Source organism: Streptomyces sp. E11-3, assembly GCF_046540415.1.
Taxonomy (GTDB): Bacteria; Actinomycetota; Actinomycetes; order Streptomycetales; family Streptomycetaceae; genus Streptomyces.
Genome location: NZ_JAZGRL010000001.1, coordinates 420,043 through 445,486 on the forward strand (window position 1 = coordinate 420,043; position 25,444 = coordinate 445,486).

At 71.5% G+C, this 25,444-nt stretch carries 22 protein-coding genes; 13 read left to right on the top strand and 9 right to left on the bottom strand.

Annotated elements, in window-relative coordinates:
* Window positions 1-40: 40 nt before the first annotated feature.
* The 3 genes from U9R90_RS01925 to U9R90_RS01935 all read right to left on the bottom strand — a co-directional run bounded on the left by U9R90_RS01925 (window position 41) and on the right by U9R90_RS01935 (window position 2,981).
* Complete coding sequence (locus U9R90_RS01925) at window positions 41-532, bottom strand: acyl-CoA thioesterase (protein ID WP_411054593.1); 492 nt, start codon at window positions 530-532, stop codon at window positions 41-43.
* A 169-nt stretch (window positions 533-701) separates the two neighbouring features.
* A complete protein-coding gene (locus tag U9R90_RS01930) occupies window positions 702-2,327 on the bottom strand; it encodes an AMP-binding protein (protein WP_411054594.1) in 1,626 nt (541 codons plus the stop codon).
* A gap of 66 nt (window positions 2,328-2,393) precedes the next feature.
* A complete protein-coding gene (locus U9R90_RS01935; RefSeq protein ID WP_411054595.1) occupies window positions 2,394-2,981 on the bottom strand; it encodes an ATP-binding protein in 588 nt (195 codons plus the stop codon).
* Window positions 2,982-3,212: 231 nt separating this feature from the next.
* On the opposite strand from U9R90_RS01935, the gene U9R90_RS01940 reads away from it, so the two are divergent.
* Both U9R90_RS01940 and U9R90_RS01945 read left to right on the top strand, forming a co-directional pair.
* Entirely contained in the window at window positions 3,213-4,154 is a 942-nt protein-coding gene (locus tag U9R90_RS01940) for an alpha/beta hydrolase fold domain-containing protein (protein WP_411054596.1), read from the top strand.
* Between the two features lie 347 nt (window positions 4,155-4,501).
* Entirely contained in the window at window positions 4,502-5,185 is a 684-nt protein-coding gene (locus tag U9R90_RS01945) for a phosphatase PAP2 family protein (protein WP_411054597.1), read from the top strand.
* A gap of 84 nt (window positions 5,186-5,269) precedes the next feature.
* Here the strand turns inward: U9R90_RS01945 and U9R90_RS01950 are convergent, their stop codons facing one another.
* Window positions 5,270-6,277 carry a LacI family DNA-binding transcriptional regulator gene (locus U9R90_RS01950; protein WP_411054598.1) on the bottom strand — a complete coding sequence of 336 codons (1,008 nt, stop codon included), beginning with the start codon at window positions 6,275-6,277 and terminating at the stop codon, window positions 5,270-5,272.
* Window positions 6,278-6,625: 348 nt separating this feature from the next.
* Here U9R90_RS01950 and U9R90_RS01955 point away from each other — a divergent pair, with 348 nt between their 5' ends.
* The 8 genes from U9R90_RS01955 (at window position 6,626) to U9R90_RS01990 (ending at window position 16,280) form a co-directional block, all read left to right on the top strand.
* The gene (locus U9R90_RS01955) at window positions 6,626-7,873 is read left to right on the top strand and encodes an MFS transporter (RefSeq protein WP_411054599.1); all 1,248 of its coding nucleotides are present in this window, start codon (window positions 6,626-6,628) and stop codon (window positions 7,871-7,873) included.
* 91 nt (window positions 7,874-7,964) lie between these two features.
* Complete coding sequence (gene surE / locus U9R90_RS01960) at window positions 7,965-8,873, top strand: 5'/3'-nucleotidase SurE (RefSeq protein WP_411054600.1); 909 nt, start codon at window positions 7,965-7,967, stop codon at window positions 8,871-8,873.
* Window positions 8,874-8,993: 120 nt separating this feature from the next.
* Complete coding sequence (locus tag U9R90_RS01965) at window positions 8,994-10,574, top strand: carboxylesterase/lipase family protein (protein ID WP_411054601.1); 1,581 nt, start codon at window positions 8,994-8,996, stop codon at window positions 10,572-10,574.
* Window positions 10,575-10,636: 62 nt separating this feature from the next.
* Entirely contained in the window at window positions 10,637-12,220 is a 1,584-nt protein-coding gene (locus U9R90_RS01970) for an ABC transporter substrate-binding protein (RefSeq protein ID WP_411054602.1), read from the top strand.
* Entirely contained in the window at window positions 12,217-13,167 is a 951-nt protein-coding gene (locus tag U9R90_RS01975; protein WP_411054603.1) for an ABC transporter permease, read from the top strand. The genes U9R90_RS01970 and U9R90_RS01975 overlap by 4 nt, the downstream gene beginning before the upstream one ends.
* On the top strand, window positions 13,157-14,083 hold the full coding sequence (locus tag U9R90_RS01980; protein ID WP_411054604.1) for an ABC transporter permease: 927 nt from the start codon (window positions 13,157-13,159) through the stop codon (window positions 14,081-14,083). The genes U9R90_RS01975 and U9R90_RS01980 overlap by 11 nt, the downstream gene beginning before the upstream one ends.
* Window positions 14,080-15,258 carry an ABC transporter ATP-binding protein gene (locus U9R90_RS01985; protein ID WP_411054605.1) on the top strand — a complete coding sequence of 393 codons (1,179 nt, stop codon included), beginning with the start codon at window positions 14,080-14,082 and terminating at the stop codon, window positions 15,256-15,258. The genes U9R90_RS01980 and U9R90_RS01985 overlap by 4 nt, the downstream gene beginning before the upstream one ends.
* On the top strand, window positions 15,255-16,280 hold the full coding sequence (locus tag U9R90_RS01990; protein WP_411054606.1) for an ABC transporter ATP-binding protein: 1,026 nt from the start codon (window positions 15,255-15,257) through the stop codon (window positions 16,278-16,280). Before U9R90_RS01985 ends, U9R90_RS01990 begins: the two co-directional genes overlap by 4 nt.
* An 18-nt stretch (window positions 16,281-16,298) precedes the next feature.
* On the opposite strand, the gene U9R90_RS01995 is transcribed toward U9R90_RS01990, so the two are convergent.
* Window positions 16,299-17,168, bottom strand: a complete 870-nt coding sequence (locus U9R90_RS01995) for a helix-turn-helix transcriptional regulator (protein WP_411054607.1) — start codon at window positions 17,166-17,168, stop codon at window positions 16,299-16,301.
* 93 nt (window positions 17,169-17,261) lie between these two features.
* On the opposite strand from U9R90_RS01995, the gene U9R90_RS02000 reads away from it, so the two are divergent.
* Window positions 17,262-18,119: an SDR family oxidoreductase gene (locus tag U9R90_RS02000; protein ID WP_411054608.1), complete on the top strand. Its 858-nt coding sequence runs from the start codon at window positions 17,262-17,264 to the stop codon at window positions 18,117-18,119.
* Between the two features lie 83 nt (window positions 18,120-18,202).
* Here the strand turns inward: U9R90_RS02000 and U9R90_RS02005 are convergent, their stop codons facing one another.
* Window positions 18,203-18,664, bottom strand: coding sequence for a DUF6228 family protein (locus U9R90_RS02005; protein ID WP_411054609.1), 462 nt, complete (start codon window positions 18,662-18,664; stop codon window positions 18,203-18,205).
* Window positions 18,661-19,236 (bottom strand): CGNR zinc finger domain-containing protein, encoded by a 576-nt coding sequence (locus U9R90_RS02010; RefSeq protein ID WP_411054610.1) that lies wholly within the window; start codon window positions 19,234-19,236, stop codon window positions 18,661-18,663. The genes U9R90_RS02005 and U9R90_RS02010 overlap by 4 nt, the downstream gene beginning before the upstream one ends.
* Window positions 19,237-19,339: 103 nt before the next feature.
* On the opposite strand from U9R90_RS02010, the gene U9R90_RS02015 reads away from it, so the two are divergent.
* Entirely contained in the window at window positions 19,340-20,512 is a 1,173-nt protein-coding gene (locus U9R90_RS02015) for an epoxide hydrolase family protein (protein ID WP_411054611.1), read from the top strand.
* Window positions 20,513-20,559: 47 nt separating this feature from the next.
* Window positions 20,560-23,700, top strand: coding sequence for an ATP-binding protein (locus U9R90_RS02020; RefSeq protein ID WP_411054612.1), 3,141 nt, complete (start codon window positions 20,560-20,562; stop codon window positions 23,698-23,700).
* Here U9R90_RS02020 and U9R90_RS02025 read toward each other — a convergent pair.
* Both U9R90_RS02025 and U9R90_RS02030 read right to left on the bottom strand, forming a co-directional pair.
* Window positions 23,681-24,472 (bottom strand): ABC transporter permease, encoded by a 792-nt coding sequence (locus U9R90_RS02025; RefSeq protein WP_411054613.1) that lies wholly within the window; start codon window positions 24,470-24,472, stop codon window positions 23,681-23,683. The two genes, U9R90_RS02020 and U9R90_RS02025, sit on opposite strands and share 20 nt — an antisense overlap.
* Window positions 24,469-25,440, bottom strand: coding sequence for an ATP-binding cassette domain-containing protein (locus U9R90_RS02030; RefSeq protein WP_411054614.1), 972 nt, complete (start codon window positions 25,438-25,440; stop codon window positions 24,469-24,471). Before U9R90_RS02030 ends, U9R90_RS02025 begins: the two co-directional genes overlap by 4 nt.
* Between the last annotated feature and the right edge of the window lie 4 nt (window positions 25,441-25,444).

Genomic DNA, 25,444 nt, shown 5'->3' on the forward strand with positions numbered 1-25,444 from the left:
GTAGGTGAGGGGCGGCAGCGGTCGCCGCTGCGGCGAGGGCTCAGGCGAGCAACTCGGGCGGTTGCGGGCCCGCTTGGGTGAGGACGTCTCGGACGCCGTCGGGCCAGGGCGTTGACCCGGTCGCGCGGGCGGCCGAGTGGACGACGACCATGCGCCCGACGGCAGCGGCCGCCTCGCCTTCGCCGTGCACGGTGAAGGCGTAGTGGAGGGAACTCGTGCCGACCCTGGTGACCCGGAGCTCGGTACGGACGCGTTCGCCGAACCACAGCCGAGCGCGGTAGTCGGCCTCGAAGCGGACCCGAGGAGTGCTGCCGAAGAGGTGGGCCAGCCCCAGGCGCCGCAGCAGGGCGGCCTCGGCCGCCTCGGCCCAACGCACCACGGTGGAGTGGTGGTAGTGCCCGGCCGCATCGGTGTCGGGCCACTCGACCCGGCGCTCGATGACGATACTGGGCAACTGCTGGGCGAGCCCCGGTGTGCCAGTGGCGTGACCGACCGCCAGGGCGTCGGGCTGCTGCGGATGGGAAGTGTCCATGGTGGTTGCCTTCCTTCAGGCCGGAGACGGGGGAACCGTCTGACCGGAGACGAGGGGACCGCCCGGCCGGAGACGGGGGAACGGTCTGACCGGAGACGGGGGAACGCCTGGCAGGCGACGGGGTGCCGGGCCGCGCCCAGACGCGCGCGGGCATCGGCCAGGGCACGGGCTAACTGGCGGCCGCCCGAGCCTGTTTGCGCAGTTCGCCGCGCTGGATCTTTCCGGTGCTGGTACGTGGCAGCGCGCCGACGAACTCGATGGCGCGCGGGTACTTGTACGGCGCGATGGTCTGCTTGACGTGGTGCTGCAGCGCCTTGACCGTCGTGTCGTCGGCCGCGGCGTCGGCGCACAGGACGACGTACGCCTTGACGATCGTTCCGCGCTGGTCGTCGGGCGCGCCGACGACGGCGCACTCCTCGACGTAGGGATGGGCCGCGAGCGCCTTTTCGACCTCGGGTCCGGCGATGTTGTAGCCGGAGGACACGATCATGTCGTCGCTGCGGGCGACGTACCAGAAGTAGCCGTCCTGGTCGCGTACATAAGTGTCGCCGGTGAGGTTCCAGCCGTCCTTGACGTAGGCCGTCTGGCGGGGGTCGGAGAGATAGCGGCAGCCGGTGGGTCCGGTGACGGCGAGCAGGCCCGGCTGCCCGTCGGGGACGGGGCGGCCCTCCTCGTCGACGACCGCGGCCCGGTATCCGGGGACCGGCTTGCCCGTGGAGCCCGGGCGGATGTCGTCGTCGGCCGCGGAGATGAACACATGGAGCATCTCGGTGGCGCCGATGCCGTCGATGATGCGCAGTCCGGTCGCGGCGTGGAACTCCTCCCACACGGCCGCCGGAAGCGCCTCCCCCGCGGACACGCACCGGCGCAGACCGGCCAGCCGGTCCACCACTCCGGCGGACATGATCGCCCGGTAGGCGGTGGGGGCGGTGAAGAGCACAGTGACCCCGTGTTCGGCCACCAGGTCGGCGAGTTGGCGCGGGGCGGCCTGTTCGACCAGCAGGGTCGCCGCGCCGACATGCAGCGGGAAGACGACCAGTCCGCCGAGCCCGAAGGTGAAGGCCAGCGGTGGCGTGCCGGTGAACACGTCGTCCTGGCGGGGCTTGAGGACATGCCGGGAGAACGTGTCGGCGTTGGCCAGCACATCCCGGTGGAAGTGCAGGGTCGCCTTGGGTCGCCCCGTCGTACCGGAGGTGAAGGCGATCAGGGCGACGTCGTCGGCCGCGGTGTCGACGGAGGTGAAGTCCGCCGCCTTGGCGGCACTGCGGCGCGTCAGATCCAGCTCGCCGGGACCTCCGTAGGCGAGTACCGCGAGGCCGGGGGTGTCGGCGGCGGTGAGTTCGTCGAGGTAGCGGTGGTCGCAGACCGCGACCGCGGGTCGGCTGATGTCGTACAGGTCCGCGATCTCGGCGGCACGCAGCAGCGGCATGGTGGTGACGGCGACTCCGCCGGCCTTCAGCACACCGAACCAGGTGGCGACGAGCCACGGGTTGTTCGGTCCGCGCAGCAGTACGCGGTTTCCGGGGCGCAGGCCGAAGTCCTCGGTGAGTACCCGGGCGACCTGGTTGGCGCGGCGCAGGAGTTCGCCGTACGTCCAGCGCTCGGTGGGGGTCAGCAGGCAGGGCCGGTCCGCTCCCCAGCGTGTGACGGCGTCGTCGAGCAGTCGCTGGGCGCAGTTGAGGCGGTCCGGATAGCGCAACTCCGGGAGGTCGAAGTGCAGTTCGGGCCAGAGGGGGAAGGGCGGGAGCCGATCACGGCAGAAGGAATCGGCGTACGCGGAAGGGGACAGCTCCATGGGGCGGCACCTCAATCTCGGGGCAGCGGGGAGAGTGGAGCAAGTATCTCGATAAAATGACGTTCGTCAATAGTTCGCGATATCGGGCTGGTCGCAGGGCAGCGGGACGCACACACGGACGGCCTTGCCGTGGCCCTGCGGAAACGCGGTCACCGCACCCTGGAGCTCAGCGGCCAGCAGATGAACGATCATCAGCCCGCGGCCGCCCTCGGCATCCGCGGCGACCTCGAGCCCGACACCCGGCAGTTCCGGATCGCCGTCGGCGACTTCGATGCGCACCCACCCGCGGCCGCGCACCACGGTGACGCTCAGCCGCTCGGTCACGCTTCCGGCATGACACACGGCGTTGGAGACCAACTCGCTGGCGGCCACCAGCAGGGCGTCGGTGACGGCGGCGGGAATCCGCCAGCGGTCGAGAACCCTGCGCACCCGCGCCCTCACGCACGGAACAGCGGCCAGGGTGGGCCTCGGCGCCCAGCGGGCGGAGTGCCAACCGGCGCCGACGGCCGATGGGGCACAGGACCCGCAGGACGGGGCGGCGGGTACGGGGACGGCTCGAACGGCGGTGAGCATGACGGGCTCCCGGCAGGAAGGCGACGGCGCCGAGGGGCTCACGGGCCGGCCGCGAAGGCGGACCGGCGGGGGCACCCACATTCGGCGCACTCAAGGGTCGCGAGAGAAGGTGTTACACGTGTAACATCCTAGGCACCTCTCCGCGGCAGCACAAGGCATTTCGGACAAACATCGCGATTCCTTGGGCTTTCGGGAGGCCACGGCGACCGTGCGGCTCTCTTCGCCCCGTCGCCCGTCCGCGGCGCCGAGCAGCGCCCTCACTCGATCGACTCGCGATCAACTCAGATGGAAAACATGGAAAAAGGGGCGGACATGACGCAATCTCCTCCAGCCGAACTCAACCTGGGATGGCCGCCGCCTCCCTATCTGGCCCCCGTGACCCCCGTCGTGGGCGACGACGGCGTACGGCACTTCGCGGGGGTCACCTACGCGACCACGCCGGGGTACCGGCCCCGCCTGCTCGACGCTCATGTGCCCGTGGGCACGGGTCCGGTGCCCGCCGTCGTCTGGATCCACGGCGGAGGCTGGCTGGAGGGCGACCGCCGCTACCCGCCGCCGACCGTTCCCGTCGAGCTGCTGCACGGTGCGGTGCTGGGGGCCGGACTCGCCCTCGTCTGCATCGACTACCGGCACAGCCTGGAGGCGCCCTTCCCGGCCCAACTGCACGATGTGAAGGCCGCGATCCGCTACGTCCGGCGGTTCGCCGACAGTTTCGGCATCGCCCCGGACCGGATCGGCGTGTGGGGCGAGTCCGCGGGCGGGCATCTGGCCGCGCTCGCGGGGCTGGTCGGGCCCGACAGTCCGGACGGCGAGGCGCTGGAGGGCACGACGGGGGTGGGCGACGAGCCCAGCGGCGTGCGGGTCGTCGTCGACTGGTACGGGGTGTCCGACGTGGAGTCGCTGCTCTCCCACCCGATGCCGCCGGCCCCGCCCGGTACGGAGTACCCCAACCCGTTCACCGCGCTACTCGGCGGCTCCGCCGACCAGTGGCCGACGCTCGCGCGGGCCGCCAGCCCCGTCACGTACGCGAAGGACGGGGCGACTCCCCCGCCGTTCCTCCTGACACACGGGACGGGGGACGGCCTGGTCCCCTACAGCCAGAGCGAGGTACTCGCCGCCGCGCTGAAGGGCGCCGGTGGCGAGGTCACGCTCCGGCCGGTCGACGGCGCCGACCACATCTTCCTCGGCGCCCCGGACATCACACCGATTGTCACCGAGGCCGTGGCCTTCCTGGCCCACCACCTGGCGGACTGACCGAGCACCCGGTCGAAGCCGCCCACTGGGCGGGGCGCTGCCGTACGGTGCCCCGCCCGCCCCGCGTCACTCCCTGCGGCCCTGTGGCCCTGTGGCCCTGGCCCTGTGGCCCTGGCCCTATGGCCCCCTGCCAGCACGTACGTCTCCCCCGCTCACGCATCGGCCCGGCGACGCGCCGCGGCCGCGAGAGGCCCATCATGCCCAGTACGCCAGTCCCTGCCGAGGACACCTCGACCGCCGCCGACTCCAGCCAGACCTCGGCCGCTTCCCCAGCGACTTCCTCGTCGACTCCCCCAGCGGCGCCCCCGTCGACTCTCCCAGCGGCTTCCCCATCGGCCAGAACGGCCGTGCTGGGGCTGCTCCTCACCCTGACCGCCGTCGCCGTGGGTGTCGTCGTCCGCGCCGACCCCGACCGGCCCGCCTTCCAGAGCCTCGACGAGCGATGGCTCGGCTGGATGGGCGGCCCGCACGACGGCCTCTACGCCGTCGCGGCCGAGGTCCTCAACTGGTTCGGAGGGCCGCCGGGCGTCGTCGTCCCCGTCGCCCTGTTGATCGTTCTGATCGCCCGGAAGCGCTGGTGGTCCCTGCTGTACCTGCTCACCGCCTACGGGGTGGGCGGCGTCGCCGTCGTCCAGGTCCTCAAGCACTGGGTGGACCGGCCCCGGCCCGAGAATCCCCTGGTCCGGGTGGACCACGGTTCGTTCCCCTCCGGGCACGCGGCCGGGGCGGCGCTTCTGGTGGTGATCGTCGGCGTGCTCTTCGTGCCGGTGGTCCGGCGCCGGATGTGGTGGCTGGGCGGTGTGGTGTTCACCGTCGCCATGATGTGGAGCCGCACGTGGCTGCATGCCCACTGGCTCGTCGACACCGCGGCCGGCGCGCTGGCCGGGGCCGGTGCCGCCCTGCTGCTGTGGTGGGCGTTCGCCCCCTTGCTCGCCCGCGAGTCAGAGCCTGGCACCGGTGTGCGTGGGCGGTCCGCGGGCCGTACCAACCACCCGGCCGGAACCGACACCCGGGCCGCGACCCGGACCTGAGACCGCTCAGCCGGGGCTGAGAACGGCTCAGAGCCTGTCTTTGAACCCCCGCCTGCGCCCCGACGGGGGTTCAAAGACAGGCTCTCAGGAGGAACCGCGGTGGACGAGGACCGGCGACATGCCGTGGAGCGCGGGCGCCGATCCGTGTTCGATCAGCTGGTGCAGAGTGTCGGCGACCTCCGCGGCCGACGGCAGGTCCAGCCGAACGGTGGTGAGCGGAGGATTCAGCAGCGCGGACGGCACGAGGTCGTCCGCACCGACCACGGCCACGTCGTCCGGTACGGCGATGCCTTCGTCCTGGAGCGCGCGCATCAGCAGGGCGGCGTACTCGTCGTTGTAGGCGAAGACGGCGTCAAGACCGAGGCTCGGCCAGCGCCGGGCCAGGTCGGTGACGGACTGCCGGGTGTACGCGAGGTCCACCGGGGTCACGGTGGCCATGTGGCGCGCGACGACCGTCTCGACCCCGGCCAGGCGTGGCTGCGCGAAGGCGTCGAGCCCGCGCTCCTGCGGCATGACCACTCCGATCCTGCGGCGCCCTCGGGCGATGAGGTGCTCGGCGGCCGCGACGCCGATGCGGCTGTGGTCGACGATCACCGTGTAGGCGCCCTCAACAGGCTCGGCGGCGAAGGCGAGGAGCGCGCGCACGCCGGCGCGGCGCAGCAGGTCCGCCGCCTGCGGGGTGAACCGGTCGCCGTCCATGGCCAGCACCGCGGCGGGCCGCAGCTCGGCCCAGGCCCGGGCCGCGGTCACCGCGTCGGGGAAGCGTCCGCCGTGCAGCACCGCGATATAGCCGTGCCGTTCCAGTTCGCTGTGCAGGTCGTCCACCCAGGTGCTGACCAGTCGGCCGACCGCGGAGACCGAGGTGGGCATCAGCACCAGGTTGCTGCGGCCCGCGCGCAGGGAGCGGGCGGCGGCGTGGGGGACGTATCCCAACTGTCGGGCCGCGTCCAGCACACGGGCACGGGTGGTGTCGCTGACCCGGTGTGTCTGGGTGCCGTTGAGCACGAAGGACACCGTGGCGCGGGACACCCCCGCCAGGCGGGCCACGTCCGCACTGGTGATCGGCGCCGGAGTGGTCGGGTCTTTGGCCATGACGTCCTTGATCGATTCCGCCGGTCCGACGACCGTTTTCTCCCTCTCTAGGTTACACGCGTTGATCAGACATCGCAGGTGAGGGCATCTCCGGGCTGCGGCTCGCGCCCAGCGCCCAGCACCCCGCACCCCGCACCCCGCACCCCGCACCCCGCACCCCGCACCAGCGTTGCCCGCCGATCCCTTACGGAGACCGATGAATCCGAACAGCCACGGCCGGTCCACTCCCGCGTGCCCCGCCTTCCCCGGCNCCCGCTCCCTCTCCCTCTCCGCTCCCTCCCCGAGGAGTCGCCATGTCCGTCCTCAGCCAACAGGGCGTGCCACGCACGCCCAGACACGGCGGTCGTCATGACCACCCATGAGCTCGCCCAGCCGAACCGCCCGCACACCACGGCGACAGAACCCACGCAGCGCGGACTCATGCTGCTGCTCCTGGTGGCCAACTCCTCCATGCTGGCCGTCTACATGGGGGTCGGTGCCGTCCTGCTGCCCACCCACATCGCGTCGATCGATCCCGCCAACAAGGTCGTCATCCTGGGCGTGGTGGGCGGCGTCAGCTCGGTCTTCGCGACCGCGTTCAACCCGATCGCCGGTGCCCTGTCGGACCGTACCGGCCGACGCAACCCCTGGATTCTGGGCGGTGCGCTCGCCTCGCTGGCGGGGCTCGCCTTCCTGGGCAACGTGCACACCGCGCTGCTCGTCGGTATCGGCTGGTGTCTGGTGCAGGCGACCATGAACGTCTACCAGGCCGCGGTGACCGCCGTGGTGCCCGACCGGATACCACGGGCCCGCCGCGGTACCGCCTCCGCTCTCGTGGGGCTCGGGCTGCCGATCGGCGGCAGCCTCGGCGTCCTGCTCGGGTCCCAGATGGAGCGAGACCTGCGTACGGGCTACCTGCTGTTCGGCGCGATCGTCGCCGGCGCGGCCCTGCTGATGACCGTCTTCTGCCGCGACCTTCCCCGGCGCGCGCCCGCACCGGCCGCGCCCCGCGGTGTGCAGGTCGCGGCGTTCCTGTCGGCGCTGTCGCACCGGGACTTCCGGTGGGCGTTCATCGGCCGGGCGCTGATGGTGCTCGGCTACTTCTCCGTCATCGGCTACCAGCTGTACATCCTGGACGACCACATCGCGCTGCCCGACGGCATGCGGCCGGCCACGGCGATGGCGATCCTCACCCCGGTGTCGATGCTCGCGATGGCCGTCTCGACCGTGGTGGGCGGAGTGCTGTCCGACCGGTGGAACCGGCGCAAGGTGTTCGTCGGCGTCTCGGCCGCGCTCGCCGGTCTGGTCATGGCCGTGCCGGTCATCAGCCCCACCTGGACCGGGATGCTCGTCTTCAGCGCGCTCAACGGCCTGGCCTTCGGCTGCTTCATGGCGGTGGACACGGCCGTGGTCACCCTCGTACTTCCCAGTGCGGAGGACGCCGCCCGTGACATGGGCGTACTCAACATCGCCAACGCGGGCCCGCAGATCGTCGCCCCGTTCGTCGCCTCCGCGGTCGTCACCGCCCTGGGCGGATACACCCCGCTGTTCCTGGTCGGCGGCGCGCTCTCGCTGATCGGCGCGCTCGCGATCCTCCCGATCCGCGGCGTGCGCTGACCCGTACGTCCGCGTCCCGGCGGGCGCATGCCGAGGGTCGTGCGCCCGCCGTTTCCTCCCTCTCTCTCCCGCTGTCCTCAAGGAGCCCACGATGAGACGTACCCGCGCGCTGCCGCTGGCCGCTCTGCTGCTGTGTACCCCCGCCCTCGCCGGGACGGCCCCCGCGGCCGCCTCCGCGCAGGCCGCCCAGACCGGTCCGTTGCGCATCCTGCTCACCAATGACGACGGATACGACGCACCCGGTATCCAGACCATGTTCCGCCGGCTCACCGCAGCCGGACACGACGTCACCGTCGTCGCCCCGCTGACGCAACAGAGCGGCAGCGGAACAAAGGTGACCAACGCTCCCACGCTGACGGCGAAGCACCCCGAGCCGCACGTCTGGGCCGTGGACGGCACTCCCGGCGACGCGGTGAGCTTCGGCCTCTCCGTGGTCTTCGCCGAGCGGGCACCCGACCTGGTGATCTCCGGCCCCAACTTCGGACTCAACGTCGCGGGTGTGGCCACCCACTCCGGGACGGTCGGCGGCGCCGTCTCCGCCCTGGAGCACGGCGTGCCCGCGCTCGCCGTGAGCACTGGTCCACTCGCCGCCCCGGAACCCGGCCCCACGCTGGCCGCGATGAGGCCGACCAGCGACTACACGGTCAAGCTCATCGACCGGCTGCGGTCCCGGGCGAAGGCCGGACGGCCCCTGCTGCCCGCCGGCACGGGCCTGAACGTCAACCACCCCGTGGTCGGCGCCGACGGCACCGGCACCGCCCGCGGCACCTCCCTCACCACCCAGGACCCCCAGCCGATCATCCGGTCCCAGTACACCCACACCGGCGGCGACACCTGGAAGGTCACCGTCGACGCGGCCATCCGGCCCGCCAAGAAGGGCGGCGACCTGGAAGCGCTGATCGCCGACAAGGTGTCCATCGCCCCGATCGCTCCCAACTGGAACACCGGGCCCGCCGACTTCGCCAGGACCGCGGCGCTCCTGGTCGGCCTGCGCCCCTGAGGCGCCTTGGATGCCCGAGGTCCGAGGTCCGAGGCCCAGTGGTTAGACACCCGAAACCGGACATCCGAAATCCGAATCCGTTGCGGCTGCCGCGACAGCCACTGAGCAGGGAGCAAGACCATGGGCGTTGTCGTCAGGACAACCGGCGGGACGGTAGCGGGCGTTGCCCACAGCGGCCTCGTCGCCTTCAAGGGCATCCCCTACGCCGCCTCGCCTGAGGGCCCGTTGCGCTTCCAGGCCCCGGCACCGCCGCTGCCCTGGGACGGCATACGGCCCGCGCACGCGTTCGGTGTCGCGCCGCCGCAGCTTCCGCTGACGCCCGGGACGCCCTCGCCATGGCGGCCCGAGGACGGCCTGGACTGTCTGAGCGTCAATGTGTGGACGCCGGGCGGGCAGGGCGACCGGCTGCCGGTCATGGTGTGGATCTACGGCGGCGGCTGGAAGTCGGGCTGGTCCGGCGACCCGGCCTATGACGGCGCGACGCTGGCACGGGATGGCGTCGTGCTAGTGACGTTCAACTACCGGGTGGGTTTCGAGGGCTTCGGGTACGTGCCGGACGCCCCCGCCAACCGTGGGTTCCTGGACCAGATCGCCGCACTCACGTGGGTACGCGAGAACATCGCCCGCTTTGGCGGGGACCCGGACAACGTCACCGTCTTCGGCGAGTCGGGCGGGGGTGCGTCGGTCGCGTCGCTGCTGACCGCGCCCGCCGCCCAGGGGCTCTTCCACCGGGCCATCGCGCAGAGCATGGCCGGACGCTACCTGCCTCAGGAGGAGGCGCGACGGATCGCCGACCTGCTCGCCGCCGCCCTCGGCGTCAAGCCCGAGGCGCTCGCCACCCTGGCTCCCGAGGCGCTGCTCGCCGTACAGGACGCGCCGCTTGCGGCGATGGAGGCGCATCCCGGCTCCTGGTCCACGCCCGAGGCGATCACCGCGTACTCCCCCGTCATCGACGGTGTGACGGTGGTGGACAAGCCCTGGCTGGCCCTGCGGTCGGGTGCCGCACGTGAGGTGGATCTGATCGCCGGATACACCCGTGACGAGTTCACCATGTTCGCGATGCAGCGAGGGCTGGTCAGACCGAGCCTGTCGGCGATGGTCAGAGCCCTGCCGATGCTGGCCGGTGTGGCACTCGGCCGTCTCCGCCAAGGGAGGTCGACGTCAGCCTCCCGACCTCCCGGGCGAATGCGTGAGGTAAACCTGCGGGACGTCGCCGAAAGTCTGGGCCTGGACGACACCGCACCGGATCAGTACCGCGCGGCCCGTCCAGGGATGAGCGAAGCCCGGCTGTATACCGAGATGTTCTCGGACGCGCTGTTCCGGATGCCGTCGACCTGGCTCGTCGAGGCGCACACGGCAGCGGGCGGGCGCGGCTACCTGTACGACTTCACCTGGCCGAGCCCGGCGCTGGGCGGCGTGCTGGGCGCCAGCCACCTGGTGGATGTCCCGGTGACCTTCGGCAACACGGACGGTCCCATCGCGGACTTCATGCTCGGCGGGAAGCCGCCCGGCGAGGACTTCGCGCGGCTGTCCAGGCAACTGCGGTCCGCCTGGGTGTCCTTCGCCGCCACCGGGGACCCAGGCTGGCCGCAGTTCACCGCGGACGAGGCGCTCACCCGCCTCTGGAATATCGAACCGACCGTCGTCCAGGACCCGTTGGCCGCCTCGCGCCGTATCTGGCAGGCGGCGTCGGGGCGCTGACCTGGCCACGCGCCGAGCCCCTGCCCAAGCCCAAGCCCCTTGAGTACACCTGTGAGGCCCTGATGCACCGTCCCACCTTCCCCCGGCCCCGACGTGCCCTGCGGTACGCGGCCGCCACGGGCTCCGTCGCTCTGCTGCTGGCCGCCTGCGGTGGCTCCGGTGGCGGCAGCGGGGGCGCCGACGGCCCCTCGGGCACCCCGCAGCGCGGCGGCACCCTCCGGGTCGGCATGTCCTTCGACGTCCAGACCCTGGACCCGACCGCGCCCAACTTCGCCAGCGCCATGGACTACACCGCGGCCCGCGCGGTGATGGACCCGCTCTTCGGCATCGATCGGAAGGGCCGTCTGGTGCCTGAACTGGCGCTGTCGGCAACGCCGTCCAACAAGAACAAGACCTTCACGGTCAAACTCCGCAAAGGAGTGAAGTTCTCCGACGGAACCGACTTCGACGCCGACGCCGTGGTGACCCACTACCAGGAGATCAAGGACAAGCGGAACTGCCTGGGCTGCCCGCCGCGACTCGTCACCAACGTCAAGCGCGTCGCCGCGCCGGACGAGAACACGGTGGTGTTCACCCTGACCGCCCCGTGGGCGAAGTTCCCCGAGGTGGCGCTCACCGGTATCCCGGGTCTCATCCCCTCCCCCACCGCCAAGAAGGCCGCCGGGGCCGGGTTCGGCAAGAAGCCGGTGGGTACGGGCGGCTTCAAGGCCACCGAGATCGTCCCCGGCGACCACGTCACCCTCGTACGCGACGACACCTCGTGGCGCGCCGACAAGACCTACCCGGACAAGGTCGTCCTCAAGGTCATGCTCGACTCGCAGACCGCCGTGCAGTCGGTGCGGTCCGGCACCATCGACATGATGGTCGCCGCCGCCCCGAACCAGGCGAAGCAGGCCACGGACGCGGGGCTGCGCGTCCAGCTCAACGAGGGGCTCGGCCCCGAAGGCATCATCCTCAACATGAAGCGTCCTGGCCTGGACGACGTCCGGGTCCGCAAGGCGCTGAGCATGGCCATCGACCGTGAGGCGGTCAACAAGGCCGCCTACGGCGGCAACACCAAGCCCAGCCTCTCCTTCCTGCTGGACAACAATCCGGAGCAGAAGGGCATCGCCGTCCCCGACCACGACCCGGCCAAGGCGAGACAACTCCTCGCCGCGTACGGCAAACCGGTGCGCCTTGAGCTGAACACCCTCGCGGGCGGCAACTACATGGCCGCGACCCAGCTGATCCAACAGCAGTGGAAGGCCGTCGGCGTCGAGGCCACCATCAAGACCAACACCGCGGTCGGCATCATGCAGGACGTGCTCCAGCGCAAGTACGACGTGAGCTACTCCCCCGCGTTCATCGCGGCCACCACGGTCGACGCGATGGAGGTGGCGTTCACCAGCGGCGGCAGCCGCAATCTCGGCGGCTACGCGAGCAAGGAGAACGACGAACTGTTCGTCCGCCTGGGCGCGGCCTCCGAGGACGCGGCCGCGTTGCTGCTGGCCCGTCAGATCATGACCAACGTCTCGGCGGACCTGCCCAGCATCCCGGTGGTCCGCAAGATGGGCATGTTCGCCGCGTCCGCCAAGGTGCATCTGCCGCCCGCCGACGCCTACGGCCCCGACACGTTCGTGGTCGGCGACGCCTGGATCACCAAGTGAGCCTGTCCTTCCTCGCCGCGAGGCTCGGGCAGGCGGTGGTCGTCCTGCTCGCCGTCGCGGTGGCCACGTTCGCGATAGGCAGGCTGCTGCCCGGCGATCTGGCCACCGCGGTACTCGGCCAGAGCGCGACCGCCGAGCAGATCGCCGAGTTCCATCGGCGGACCGGCGCCGACCGGCCGGTGGTCGAGCAGTTCTGGACGTGGTTCACCGGTGTGCTGCACGGGGACTTCGGCACCTCGGCGACCACCGGCCAGAGCGTCACCGACGCGCTCGCCGACCGGCTGCAGCCGTCCCTGCTGCTGGTGGTCTTCGCCGAGGTCCTGGCGCTGGTGATCGCCGTCCCCGCGGCGGTCTGGGCCGCCTACCGGCGCGGCAGGACCCCCGACCGGGCTACCAACGCAGTGTCGTCCGTGCTGCTGGCGACCCCGCAGTTCGCCCTGGCCATCGTCCTCATCTACCTCTTCGCCGTGCAGCTCGGATGGTTCCCGGCCACCGGCTACACCCCGCCGCACGACGATCCGGCCCAGACCGTGCGCAGCCTCGTACTGCCCGCGGTGACCCTGGCGTTGAGTCTCGCGGCGGTCTACTACCGCGTGCTGCGCTCGGGGGTGCTGGAAACCCTGCAGCAGGATTACGTGCTCGCCGCGCGGGCCCAAGGGCTGTGCCCGCGCGAGATCCTGACGCGGCACACCCTGCGTCCGTCGCTGCTTCCGCTGGTGACCCTGGTGGGCCTGAACTTCGGCTTCCTGGTCGGCGGCGCCGTCATCGTCGAGCAGCTCTTCGCCATCCCCGGTCTTGGCACGTACGCCCTGTCCGCCGTGCAGACCAAGGACTTCGCGGTACTCCAGGGCGTGGTGCTGCTGATCGCCGCCCTGTACGTGCTCGTGAATCTCGCCGTGGACCTCCTCTACGGCGTACTCGACCCAAGGATCCGCCATGCCCGTTGACGATCCCGCCGCCGCCACCGCAACCGCAACCGCGCCGTCGGCGGAACCGGCCGGTGCCCGAGGAGCGGACCGCGGGGGCCTGCCGCCACCGGCCCGACGGCGTCGCGGTACGGGCGCCGGGACGTGGTGTGCGATCGCCTTCCTCACGCTGCTCGCGGTGGCCGCGCTCACCGCGCCGCTCCTGCCGCTGCAGGACCCGGAACGGGTGGACACGGACGCGCTGGCCGCAGGATTCAGCTCCGGCCACTGGCTCGGCACCGACGCCCTGGGCCGCGATGTGCTCGCGCGCACCGTGTACGGCGCCCGGGTCAGCCTCGTCGTCGCGGTGGGCGCCACCGCGGTCGGGGCCGCCGTCGGCACCCTGCTCGGTATGATCGCCGGGCTCGGCAGGGGGTGGACCCAGGCCGTGGTGATGCGGGCCACCGACGTGCTGCTCGCGTTCCCCGCGCTGGTTCTCGCGCTGGCCGTGATCGGCGCCGTAGGCCCGTCGACGCTGTCGGTGACGCTCGTGATCGGCCTGCTCTTCGTGCCGGGGTTCGTCCGCGTCGTACGGGCCCCCGTCATGAGCCTGTCGCAACGGGAGTTCGTCCTCGCCTGCCGGGCCATGGGCATGTCCACCCCGAAGCTGATGGCGCGGGAGATCCTGCCGAACGTCACCGCGATCGTCGTCACCTACGCGGTCACCATGTTCGGCATCGGGGTCATGGTCGAAGGGGCGCTCGGCTTCCTCGGGGTGAGCGTGCCGCCGCCGTCCCCGACCTGGGGCGGAATGATCTCCGAGGGGCGCCAGGTCCTGGCCGACCACCCCATGGTCAGCCTCACCCCGACGCTGGTGCTCGTACTCGTCGTGCTCTGCGCCAACGTGATCGGCGACCGGCTGTCATCCCTGCTCGACATCCGCGGAGCGATGCTATGAACACGGCGAGCACCCCGAACGCCCGCAGCACCTCCAGTGCCCGTCCCGGTGTCACCGGCACCCGTTCCGGCGACGGCCCGCTGCTGTCCATCAGTGATTACTCCGTCCATCTCCACGCGCCCCGTGGGATCGTGCGCGCGGTCGACGGCGTGAGCCTGACCCTGGCCCGCGGCCGGACACTCGCGGTGGTGGGCGAGTCCGGTTCCGGTAAGAGCGTGCTGTTCCGCAGCCTGCTCGGGCTGTTGCCGCAGGCCGCCGTCGCCCGGCGCACCGGCGAGGCGTTCTTCGCGGGCACCGACCTGACCGCCCTCGACGAGAAGGGTCTGCGCGGGCTGCGCGGCCGGCGTATCGGCTTGGTCTTCCAGGACCCGATGACCGCGTTGAATCCCGTACTCCCGGTATGGCGGCAACTCGCGCTGCCGCTCAGGCGCCACTTGGGGTTGCGCCGCACAGCCGCCAGGACCCGGGCGGTCGAACTCCTCGACGCCGTGGGCATCCCGGACCCCGTGCGCCGCGCCGACCAGTACCCGGTGCAGATGTCCGGCGGCATGCGGCAGCGCGTGATGATCGCCCTGGCCCTGTCCTGCGACCCCGAGCTGATCGTCGCGGACGAGCCGACCACCGCCCTGGACGTCACCGTGCAGGCGCAGATACTCGGCCTGCTCGACCAACTCCGTGCCGAGCGCGGACTGGGGCTGATCCTGATCAGCCATGACCTCGGCGTCGTGGCGGACCACTCCGACGACGTGCTGGTGATGTACGCCGGACGCCAGGCGGAGCGCGGGCCGACCGGCACCGTCCTGGCTACGCCCCGGATGCCGTACACCCGGGCTCTGCTGGACGCCGCACCCACCCTGCACGGTGTCCGTGGTGGCCGACTCGCCGCGATCACCGGTCAGCCGCCGGACCTGACCCGTACGCCCGATGCATGCGCCTTCGCGGCGCGCTGCCCCGGGGTGCGGGAGCACTGCCACACCGAACGCCCGTCGCTCACCGCGGTGGAGAGCGGCAGTCCGCAGGCGGCCGCGTGCTGGTATCCGGTGCACTCGGCCGCCGAGCCGGTGGCCTCAGGCGCCGGGCCGGTGCCCTCAGCCGTCGAGCCGGTGCCCTCGGCCGCCGGGCCGGTGCCCGATCCCCAGGATCCGACCGTGACACAGGAAGGGAGCCCGGCATGAACGCCCCTGTTCCCATCGGTACGCCAACCGCCACGGCCCAACCGCCCCTGGTGGAGGCCGATTCCGGAGCGCCCCTGCTGCGGGTCCGTGATCTGCGGGTGCGCTACCGCACTGGCAGACGGTCCTTCGAAGCCGTCGCCGGGATCGATTTGACCGTACGGGCCGGGCAGACGGTCGGCCTCGTCGGCGAGTCCGGATGCGGCAAGTCCACCGTCGCCCGGGCGATCGCCCGCCTCGAACCCGGCATCAGCGGTGAGCTCACCTTCGACGGGCAGAACGTGGCCGCGCTCCGCGGACGCGCCCTGCGTCCCTACCGGCAACGCGTCGGCATGGTCTTCCAGGACCCCATCGCCTCCCTCAACCCTCGCCGCCGCATCCGCGACATCATCGCGACCCCACTGCGCCTGGCCGGACACGACGACTCCACGGCGACCGCCGCCCGTGTGGCCGAACTCGCGGACCTCGTCGGTCTGCACCCGACCCAGCTCGACCGCCGCCCGCACGAACTGTCCGGCGGGCAGTGCCAGCGCGTCAGCATCGCCCGCGCCCTGGCCCGCGTACCCGATCTGCTGCTGTGCGACGAAGTGGTCTCCGCACTCGACGTGTCCATCCAGGCCCAAGTGATCAACCTGCTGATGGACATCCGCGAACAGCAGGGCCTCGCCATGGTGTTCATCTCGCACGACCTGGCCGTGGTCCGCCAGCTCGCGGACCGGGTGGCGGTGATGTACCTGGGAGTCCTGTGCGAGGACGCTCCGGTCGACGAGCTCTACGAGCGACCGGCCCACCCCTACACACGAGCCCTGCTGGCCTCCGTCCCCGGCGAGCGCGCCGCGAAGGACGACGCCGGTCTACTCACCGGCGACCTGCCCTCTCCCCTCACCCCGCCCAGCGGCTGCCGGTTCCGTACCCGTTGCCCCATCGCGGACGAGCTGTGCGCGCAGGAGACACCAGCGCCGGTGGAACTGCGGCCGGGGCATCGGGTCGCGTGCCACTTCCCACTGACGGGCAGGGACGACTGAGGGACCCACGCGTTCCCTTCAGTCGGTGTTCAGGGTGTCGTTCTCGCTGGTTGCCATGTTCTCGGTGCCGATGACGGACAGCAGTTCCAACTGGGCGGCGCCCTCGGTGCCGGGCGCGGCCGTGAACCACAGCAAGCGCTGGTGTCCGTCCTCGCTGAACAGGCTGTGGCAGTCCAGCTCGATGACGCCCAGCGCGGGGTGGACGATGCGTTTGTGGTCGGTCCGGCGCAGGGCGACGTCGCGGGTGTCCCACAGGGTGGCGAACTCTTGGCTGCGCCGCCGTAGCGCGGTCACCATCCGGGCTACCTCGCTGTCGCGGCCGTGCCGGGCGGCGACCGCGTGGAGGTCGGCGACGAAGACCCGGGAGTGGTGCGGGTGGTCTTCGGGCGGATAGAGGGCGCGGGCGGTGGGGTCGGTGAACCAGCGGTAGGCGAGGCTCGCCGCCGGGCCGCGTACCGTCGGGGGACGGCCGACGAGCGCGGCGGCCAGCTCATTCTGGACGAGGGTCTCGTGCAGGTCGGTGATGACCTGGGCGGGGGTGGTGGTGAGCCGGTCCAGCAGGCCGAGCAGGGCCGGCTGGACGTGCGCGGTCAGACCGTGCGCCGCCGGGGGGACGGACTGGCCGGCGAGGTGGAACAGGTGGTCGCGTTCGTCGCCGCGCAGGCGCAGCGCCCGGGCGAGGGCGGCCAGGGTCTGGGTCGAGGGCTGGGCGCCGCGTCCGCGTTCCAGCTCGGTGTAGTAGTCCGCGGACAGGCTGGCCAGCTGCGCGACCTCCTCGCGCCGCAGGCCGGGCACCCGGCGCCGGGGACCGGTGGGCAGGCCGACGTCGGACGGCCGGATCCGGTCGCGCCGGGACTTCAGAAACGCGGCGAGTTCGGGAAGGTTCACTTCCCCATGGTCACTCGTCCGGTCGAGCTGAGCCAGGGGATGCCAACCCCTGGGTGGACGCAGCCCTGGCTAGCGGCGGAGCACCGGCCGATCATGGAGGGAACGGCGGGGCACGGCGACGACACCGAGCCCGGCACGCCCGTTCCCCACCCCTCACAGGAGTTCCCCGTGTCCCTCCCGCACCCCGAGCAGAGCCACGCCACGCCCGACCACACCACCGACAACCCCCGCGTCGCGATCGTCACCGGCGCGTCCCGCGGTATCGGCCGCCAGACGGTGGACCGGCTGGCGGCCGACGGGTTCGCCGTCGTGATCGGGTACGCCGGCAACCGGGACCTGGCCGAGGCCGCGGTCAAGGACGTCACCGCGACCGGGGGCCGGGCGGTCGCCGTGCAGGCCGACGTCGCCGACGAGCAGGCCGTCGCCGAGCTGTTCGCCACCGCCGAGTCCGAGTACGGCGGCGTCGACGTCGTCGTCCACGCCGCCGGCCGCATGCATCTGGCGCCCATCGCCGACCTGGACCTGGCCGAGCTGGACGCGCTGCACCGCACCAACATCCGCGGAACCTTCGTCGTCGCCCAGCAGGCCGCCCGGAAGGTGCGCCCTGGAGGGGCGATCGTCACGTTCTCCACGTCCGTGGTGGGCCTGGCCTTCCCCGGTTACGGCGCCTACAGCGCGAGCAAGGGCGCGGTGGAGGCGGTCACGCTGATCCTCGCTCGCGAAATGCGCGGCCGGGACGTCACCGTAAACACTGTCGCCCCCGGTCCCACCGCCACCGACCTGTTCCTCGAAGGCAAGGACGAGGAGACCGTGGCCCGCCTGGCCGCCCAGCCCCCGCTGGAACGGCTCGGCGCCCCCGCCGACATCGCCGAGGTCGTCGCCTTCCTCTCCTCCCCGGCCGGCCACTGGGTCAACGGCCAGGTCATCCGCGCCAACGGCGGCATCATCTGACGTCCGCGGCGCTGCCTTGGCCCGCGCGCCGCACTGGCCCACCGGCGCGCCCAGGGCGAGGGGAGGTCAGCGGCCCCAGCCGCTCACCCCTGCGAGAGCGCGAGGAAGTGCCGGATGTCAGCCGCCAAAGTCGACATCTGCTCCCCGGCCTCCACCCACGTGGTCACCGAGGCGCTCCAGCCGCCGGAGCCCTTCGGCCACGGACGCAGAGTCCAGGTCAGACCAACATGCCCACCGGACCGGAACACGGCCGAGACGGCCAGGTCCCGGTCGTTGGTCCGCCAGCTCCGTTCCCCGTCCCAGCCTCGGTAGTCCGCGGCCAGTTCCTCGAGGAACGACACGAGATCGCTGTCCCAGACCCAGGCCACCACCTCGTCGACGCGAGCAGTCAGCCCTGGTGCCCATACCTCGACGGCGTAGTGCACCGAGTCCCCGTCGAAGCTGAACCGATCACAGAACTTCACACCGACGGACGGGGTGTCCTGGCAGCGGATGCTCACACCGGTCTGCTCGTCGCCGGAGCTGCCGTCGTCTGGAGCGGTCACTCCGCTGATCTCGGGTTTTTGCGCTGGTTGGCATGGAAGCGCGCTTTCTTCTGGCGATTTCCGCACGTGTTCATGTCACACCATTTGCGGGTGCGACTTTGGCTGGTGTCGAAGAAGGCGGCTTGGCAGGTCGGTGACGCACACAAGGCCAATCTGCCGTCTCGTTCGCCCGCGATGACGCTGATCGCGTCGGCGGCGATCACGCCGAGTGCGTCTTCCACACAGGAAGCCGAGCTGAGCCGCCATCGCCGCTTACCCTCGGGCGTCAGGATCGCCGCGGCCCGACCCTGAGCGCTGCAGTCATTGATGACTTGGACAGCAGACGCAGGAAGAGCGTCCTGGATCGCGGCCGCTGTCGCGGCGGCGTGAATCGACTCCCTCAGTTCCCGAGCGAGGTCGAGCTGGGCAGTGGTGCAGGCGTCCACGGCGAGGCCGTTCACGACCAGCCAGTCGACGAGTCGTTGCGGCGTGGGGATGCGCTCCACAGCGTTGCCATGACGCTCCGACAGAGTCCCCGTGAAGCTGGTCGCTAGGACGTTACCGAGGCGGAAGTCAGGGAACTCAGCATGCATGGAACCACCTTAGCCGGTTGCAGCGTGACTCGGAGGCCTGCTAGAACCGTCTTAGACGGTTCGCGATAGGTCGTAGCCGGTTTCACGATGGCCAGGAGGTCTCATGCCCCGTCCAACCAGCGACGTACAAGCATTTGAAGCCCACGCAACTGACGCTGACCTCGACGATCTGCGCACGCGACTGGCCGCGGCGCGGCTACCGGAGGCCGAGACGGTCTATCGCGCCGCACCCGACCCTCACCGATGGGAACAGGGCGTTCCGCTCGCCGACCTCGTCGATGTCGTGAACTACTGGCGCACCGCGTACAACTGGCGGTCGTTCGAAGAGCGCCTTAACCGGATCGGCCAGTTCCGCACGACCATCGATGGTCTGGGAATCCACTTCCTGCACCGCCGATCCGCGCGCGCAGATGCCACTCCTCTGATCTTGACGCACGGCTGGCCAGGCAGCATTGCCGAGTTCATCGATGTAGTAGACGAGCTGGCAGATCCGAAAGATGCGGACGCGCCGGCGTTCCACGTCGTGGTCCCGTCGCTCCCCGGTTTTGGTTACAGCGACAAGCCGGCCACCACCGGGTGGGGAACCGAAAAGATCGCGGCCGCATGGGTGGAACTGATGGGAAGGCTCGGCTACAGCAAGTTCCTAGCCCACGGCGGCGACTGGGGAGGCAATATCACCACGGTTCTCGGCGGCAGGTTCCCGGCGCACGTTCTCGGCATCCACACCACGTTCGCGGAGGCGCCGCCCGGATTGACAACGGACGGGCTGACGGCGACCGAGCGCAAGTGGACCGAGGAAACCCACGACTTCTGGCGCCGCCGCGCGGCGTACGCGAAGCAGCAGGCGACCCGACCGCAGACCATCGGCTACTCGCTCGTCGACTCACCGGTCGGGCTTCTTGCCTGGATCCTCGACAAGTTCGCCGAGTGGTCGGACACCGAAGACAGCCCGTTCGAGACGATTTCCCTGGACAGAATTCTTGACGACGTCACCCTGTATTGGCTGACGCGGACCGGCGCATCGGCAGCCCGCATTTACTACGAGAGCCACAACTCACTCGACCCCGAACTTCGGGTCGACGTCCCGTCAGCAATCACGATGTATCCCCGTGACATCGAGAAGAGTCCGCGCCCCTGGGCACAGGAGCGGTACCGGCGAATCGTCCGATGGAGGTCGCCCGAAAACGGGGGACACTTCCCGTCGCTGGAGGTTCCCGAGTATTTCGTCAAAGATCTGCAAGAGGGCCTCGCGGCAGTGCTGGCCGCTCGTCGGTGAACGCGGCTCGGCGTTCGGGCGGCCGGCGCCTTGGCTAATCTGCACGGGTGACTACCGACCTGACCCTGCTTCCGCGTGTCGCCTATCGCGGACAGGAGGTCACCGCGCCCCGGCTCCGCGGGCTTCTCGCGCTGCTCGCGGGCGACCTGCGCACGGGCTGCAGCACCGAGCGGCTCGTGGACGGGCTGTGGCTACCGGACGCGTTGCCGGAGCGGCCGGGAAAGGCGCTGCAGGTCCTTGTGTCCAGGGCGCGGGCGCAGTTGGGAGCCGACGTCCTGGCCAGCACCCCGACCGGATACCGGCTCGCCCTCGCCGAGGATCAGGTCGACAGCTCCGCCCTGCTGCTGCACGCCGCCGCGAGCGCGGACCGGGCCAGGGCCGGGGACCACGCGGGATCGCTGGCCGCGGCCGATGCCGGGCTCACGCTGTGGGAGGGCACCCCTGGCGAGGTCGGCGCCGCCGACGACCCCGTGGCCGCGTTGCGCGCAGAGCGCGCCCCCGTCCACGCCACGCTCGTACGCGCGCAGGCCCTCGCGCTCGCCCGCCTCGGGCGGCACGCGGAGGCGGCCGGGCCGCTGGCCGTGGCCGCCTCGGAGCATCCCCGCGACGAGGAGGTGTTCGCCGAGCTGCTGCGCGGCGAGGCCGCGACCACGGGCCCGTCCGCCGCGCTGATGCGCTACGAGGCGTACCGCCGTGAGCTGCGCGACGAGCTCGGCACGGACCCGGGCGCCGGGCTCAAGGCCGTACAGCAGGAACTGCTGCGCGGCGAGGCGCCCGTGGTCAGGCACGGCGTGCCGCACGAACCGAACCCGCTCCTCGGCCGGGACGAGGACATCGAGGAGGTGGAGCGGCTGCTGCGCGCCTCCCGCGCCGTCACCGTCGTCGGCCCCGGCGGCCTCGGCAAGACCCGGCTCGCGCACGCCCTCAGCCGCCGGGCCGAGCAGCGCGTGGTGTACTTCGTGCCACTCGCCGGCGTCACCACGGACGCGGACGTGGCCGCGCAGGTGGCCTCCGCGCTCGGCGCTGGCGAGGGGCGGCCCGGCGCCGTGAGCGGCCATACCCCGGCCGACCCGGTGTCCGGCATCCTCGGCGTGCTCGGCTCCGCGCCCGCTCTGCTGGTCCTCGACAACTGCGAGCAGGTCATCCGGGGCGCCGCCGACCTCGTACAAGCCCTGGTCTCGTCCTCGAAGGACCTGGCGGTGCTCGCCACCAGCCGGGCCCCCCTCGGCCTCACATCGGAGGCCGTGTACGCGCTGCCGGAGCTCGGACTCGACACCTCGGTCGAGCTGTTCACGCAGCGGGCCCGGGCCGCCCGACCCGGCGTGGAGCTGCCGCCGGACGCGGTGGCCGAGCTGTGCCGCCACCTCGACGGGCTGCCGCTCGCCGTGGAGTTGGCCGCGGCGCGGGTGCGGGTGCTGTCGGTGCCGGAGATCTCCCGCCGCCTCGGCGACCGGTTCGCGCTGCTGCGCGGCGGGGCGCGGGACGTGCCGGAGCGCCACCGTACGCTGCACGCGGTCGTGGAGTGGAGCTGGAACCTGCTCGCGGAGGACGCCAGGGCGGCGCTGCGCATCCTGTCCGTCTTCCCCAGCGGCTTCTCCGGCGAGGCAGCGGAGCAGGTCCTTGGCGAGGATGCGCTGTTCGTCTTGGAGCAGTTGGCCGATCAGTCGCTGCTCACCGTCGCCGACACCCCGGTCGGCGTGCGGTTCCGGATGCTGGAGACCGTACGGGAGTTCAGCGCGGCCCGGCGCGCGGAGGCGGGCGAGGAAGAGGAGGCCGTCGGCCGGCTCCTCGCCTGGGCACGGGACTTCGGCGTCGCGTACCACGACTGGTTCTTCGGCTCGGAGCCGCGGGCCGCCTGGGAGCGGATCAGGGCCGAGCAGGACAACCTCGTGCTGGCCCTGCGGCACGCCCTGGCCCGTACGGACGGCCCCACGATCGCCGCCCTCACCGCCGTCCTCGCCGCTCTGTGGTCCAGCGACTCCAACTTCCACCGCCTCACCGCCCTCGCCGCGGACACCGGCCCGCCGCTGTCGCACTACCACCCCGAGCCCGAATACGTCGAAGTCGCCCGCGCCGCCGCGGTGTTGTGCACGGTGGGCCTGTTCATGGGCCACGGCCCGGGCGCCGTACGCCAGCTCGTCACCCTCCGACGACTGCCCGCGGCCCCGCCGGACACGCTGCCGCGCGCCATCGCGGTCGTGCTGAGCGCGGTCCCCGAGATGCTGCCTCCCGACTACGACGTGCTGCGCGGTCTCTGCGACAGCGAGCAGCCGCTGGTCGCCGGCGTCGCGGAGAGCATCGCCACCTACGTCTGGGAGTACGAGCACGACATCGACCGCGCGCTCGCCTCGGCTCGCCGGATACTCGCCGAGCTGGCTCCGGTCAACAATCCGTCCATACAGCTCATGGGGCATTCCCGGCTGAGCGAGCTGTGTTTGCGGACGGAACAGGGCGAGGAAGCGTACGAGCACCTCCAGGCGGTGCTCAAGGTGGTGCCGCGGCTCGGCGACGGGCACGACTACCTCTTCATCCGTACGAGCCTCGTCCTCGCCTGCCTGCAGCGCGGCAAACCCGACGAGGCCGAGTACTGGCTGCGGCAGGCGGAGAGCGACAACACCCCGCGGCAGGACTCCTTCTACCGGCCCGACCTGGGCGGGCGCGCCGAGATCGCGCTCGCCCGCGGACTGACGGAGGTCGGGCTCGGCCTGTGGCGCGGCGCCGCGAAACGGGTACTCGAGGTCGACGCGCTGCCCAGTGGCGACCTCTGGCTGGACCCGTCGGCACTGCACATCCAGTCGGCGGCGGTGACGGCGCACGCGCACGCCGGCCGTCTCGAACCGGTCTCGGAACTGGTCGACCGGCTGCGGCAGGCGCTGCGGACCCGGCTCTCCGGTCCGGCCGACTCGCCGATGGAGCTCCTCGTGTTCGGGACGGTGCTGCACGCCCTCGGCATGGCGGGGCTCGCGTCCGGGGACACCTCCGCCGTACGGATGATCGCGCTGGCCGAACGGCTGCGGGTGCAGCGCGACTTCCAGCCGACGATGTCGGCGGGCGGCGCCCGGAAGGCGGCCGAGGACGCCGACAGGGCGGCGTACGCCGACGCCGTGTCGGAGTACGCCGCCCTGGAGCGGGACGAGTTGCGGGAGGCGGCCCGCGCTGTCATGGCCGTTACTTCGGGTCGCGGTTGAACACCGCTGTCGACCAGCGGTAGCCGAGCGCGGCCAGGCCCACGCACCAGACGATCGCGATCCACCCGTTGTTGCCGATCTCGGTGCCGAGCAGCAGGCCGCGCAGGGTCTCGATGGCCGGCGTGAACGGCTGGTACTCGGCGATCGGCTGGAACCAGCCCGGCATCGTCTCGGCCGGGATGAAAGCGCTCGAGATGAGCGGGAGCAGGATCAGCGGCTGCGCGCTGTTGCCGGCCGCCTCGGGGTTCGGGCTGGCCATACCCATCCCGACCGCGATCCAGGTGAACGCCAGGGCGAACAGCGCGATCAGACCGAAGGCCGCCAGCCACTCCAGGGCCGTGGCGTCCGTGGACCGGAAGCCGATGGCCAGGGCGACGGCGCCGACGAGGACCACGCTGGCGATGCACTGCAGCACGCTGCCGACGACGTGCCCGATGAGCACCGAGCCGCGGTGGATCGCCATCGTACGGAAGCGGGCGATGACTCCCTCGGTCATGTCGGTGGCGACGGACACCGCGGCCCCGATCACGGTGCCGCCGATGGTCATCATCAAGATGCCCGGGACGATGTAGGCGATGTACTCGGAGCGGTCCGCGCCGCCGTCGCCGATGCCCGCGCTCATCACGTCTCCGAAGATGTAGACGAAGAGCAACAGCAGCATGATCGGAGTGAGCAGCAGGTTCAGCGTCATGGACGGGTAGCGCCGGGCGTGCAGCAGGTTGCGGCGCAGCATCGTGTGCGAGTCGCGGACGGCGAGGGAGAGGGCGCTCATCGGACGGTCTCCTTGGGCTGGTTGGGGACGTTGGTGCCGCCGGTCAGGGCGAAGAACACGTCGTCGAGGTCGGGGGTGTGCACGGTCAGCTCGTCCGCCTCGATGCCGGCCGAGTCCAGCCAGTCGAGGATGGCGCGCAGCTCGCGCTGGCTGCCGTCGCTGAGGATCTGCAGGGACAGCGCCTCGTCGTCGCGGGTGACCTCCCGCAGGGCGACGGCGGCGGACTGGTACGCGGCCGGGTCGGAGAACCGCAGCCGCACGTGCCCGCCAGGGATCAGCCGCTTGAGCTCATCGGCGCTTCCCTCTGCGGCGATCCTGCCGTCGCTCAGCACCGCGATGCGGTCGGCGAGTTCGTCGGCCTCCTCCAGGTACTGGGTGGTGAGGAAGACGGTCACCCCGCCGGAGACCAGCTCGCGGATGATCCCCCACATGTTGTGGCGGCTGCGCGGGTCGAGGCCGGTGGTCGGCTCGTCGAGGAAGATGATCCGCGGGTTGCCGACCAGCGTCATGGCGAGGTCGAGACGGCGCTTCATGCCACCGGAGTAGGTCGAGGCGGGCTTCTTCGCGGCCTCCACCAGGCCGAAGCGCTCCAGGAGTTCGGCGGCCCTGCGGCGGCCCTCGCTGCGGGAGAGGTGGTGCAGGTCCGCCATGAGGAGCATGTTCTCCTCGCCGGTGATCAGGCCGTCGACGGCGGAGAACTGCCCGGTGACGCCGATCGCGGCGCGCACGGCCTGCGGGTCGGTGGCCAGGTCGTGGCCGCCGACGTGCAGATCGCCGGCGTCGGCGGTGATGAGGGTGGAGAGGATCTGGACGGCGGTGGTCTTGCCGGCGCCGTTCGGCCCGAGCAGCGCGAAGATCGTGCCGGTGGGAACCTCCAGGTCGATGCCGTCGAGGACCGTCTTGTCCCCGTAGGTCTTGCGCAGCCCCTTGGCCGCGATGGCGGGAGAGTGCGATGTCGTGTTCGTCATGCCG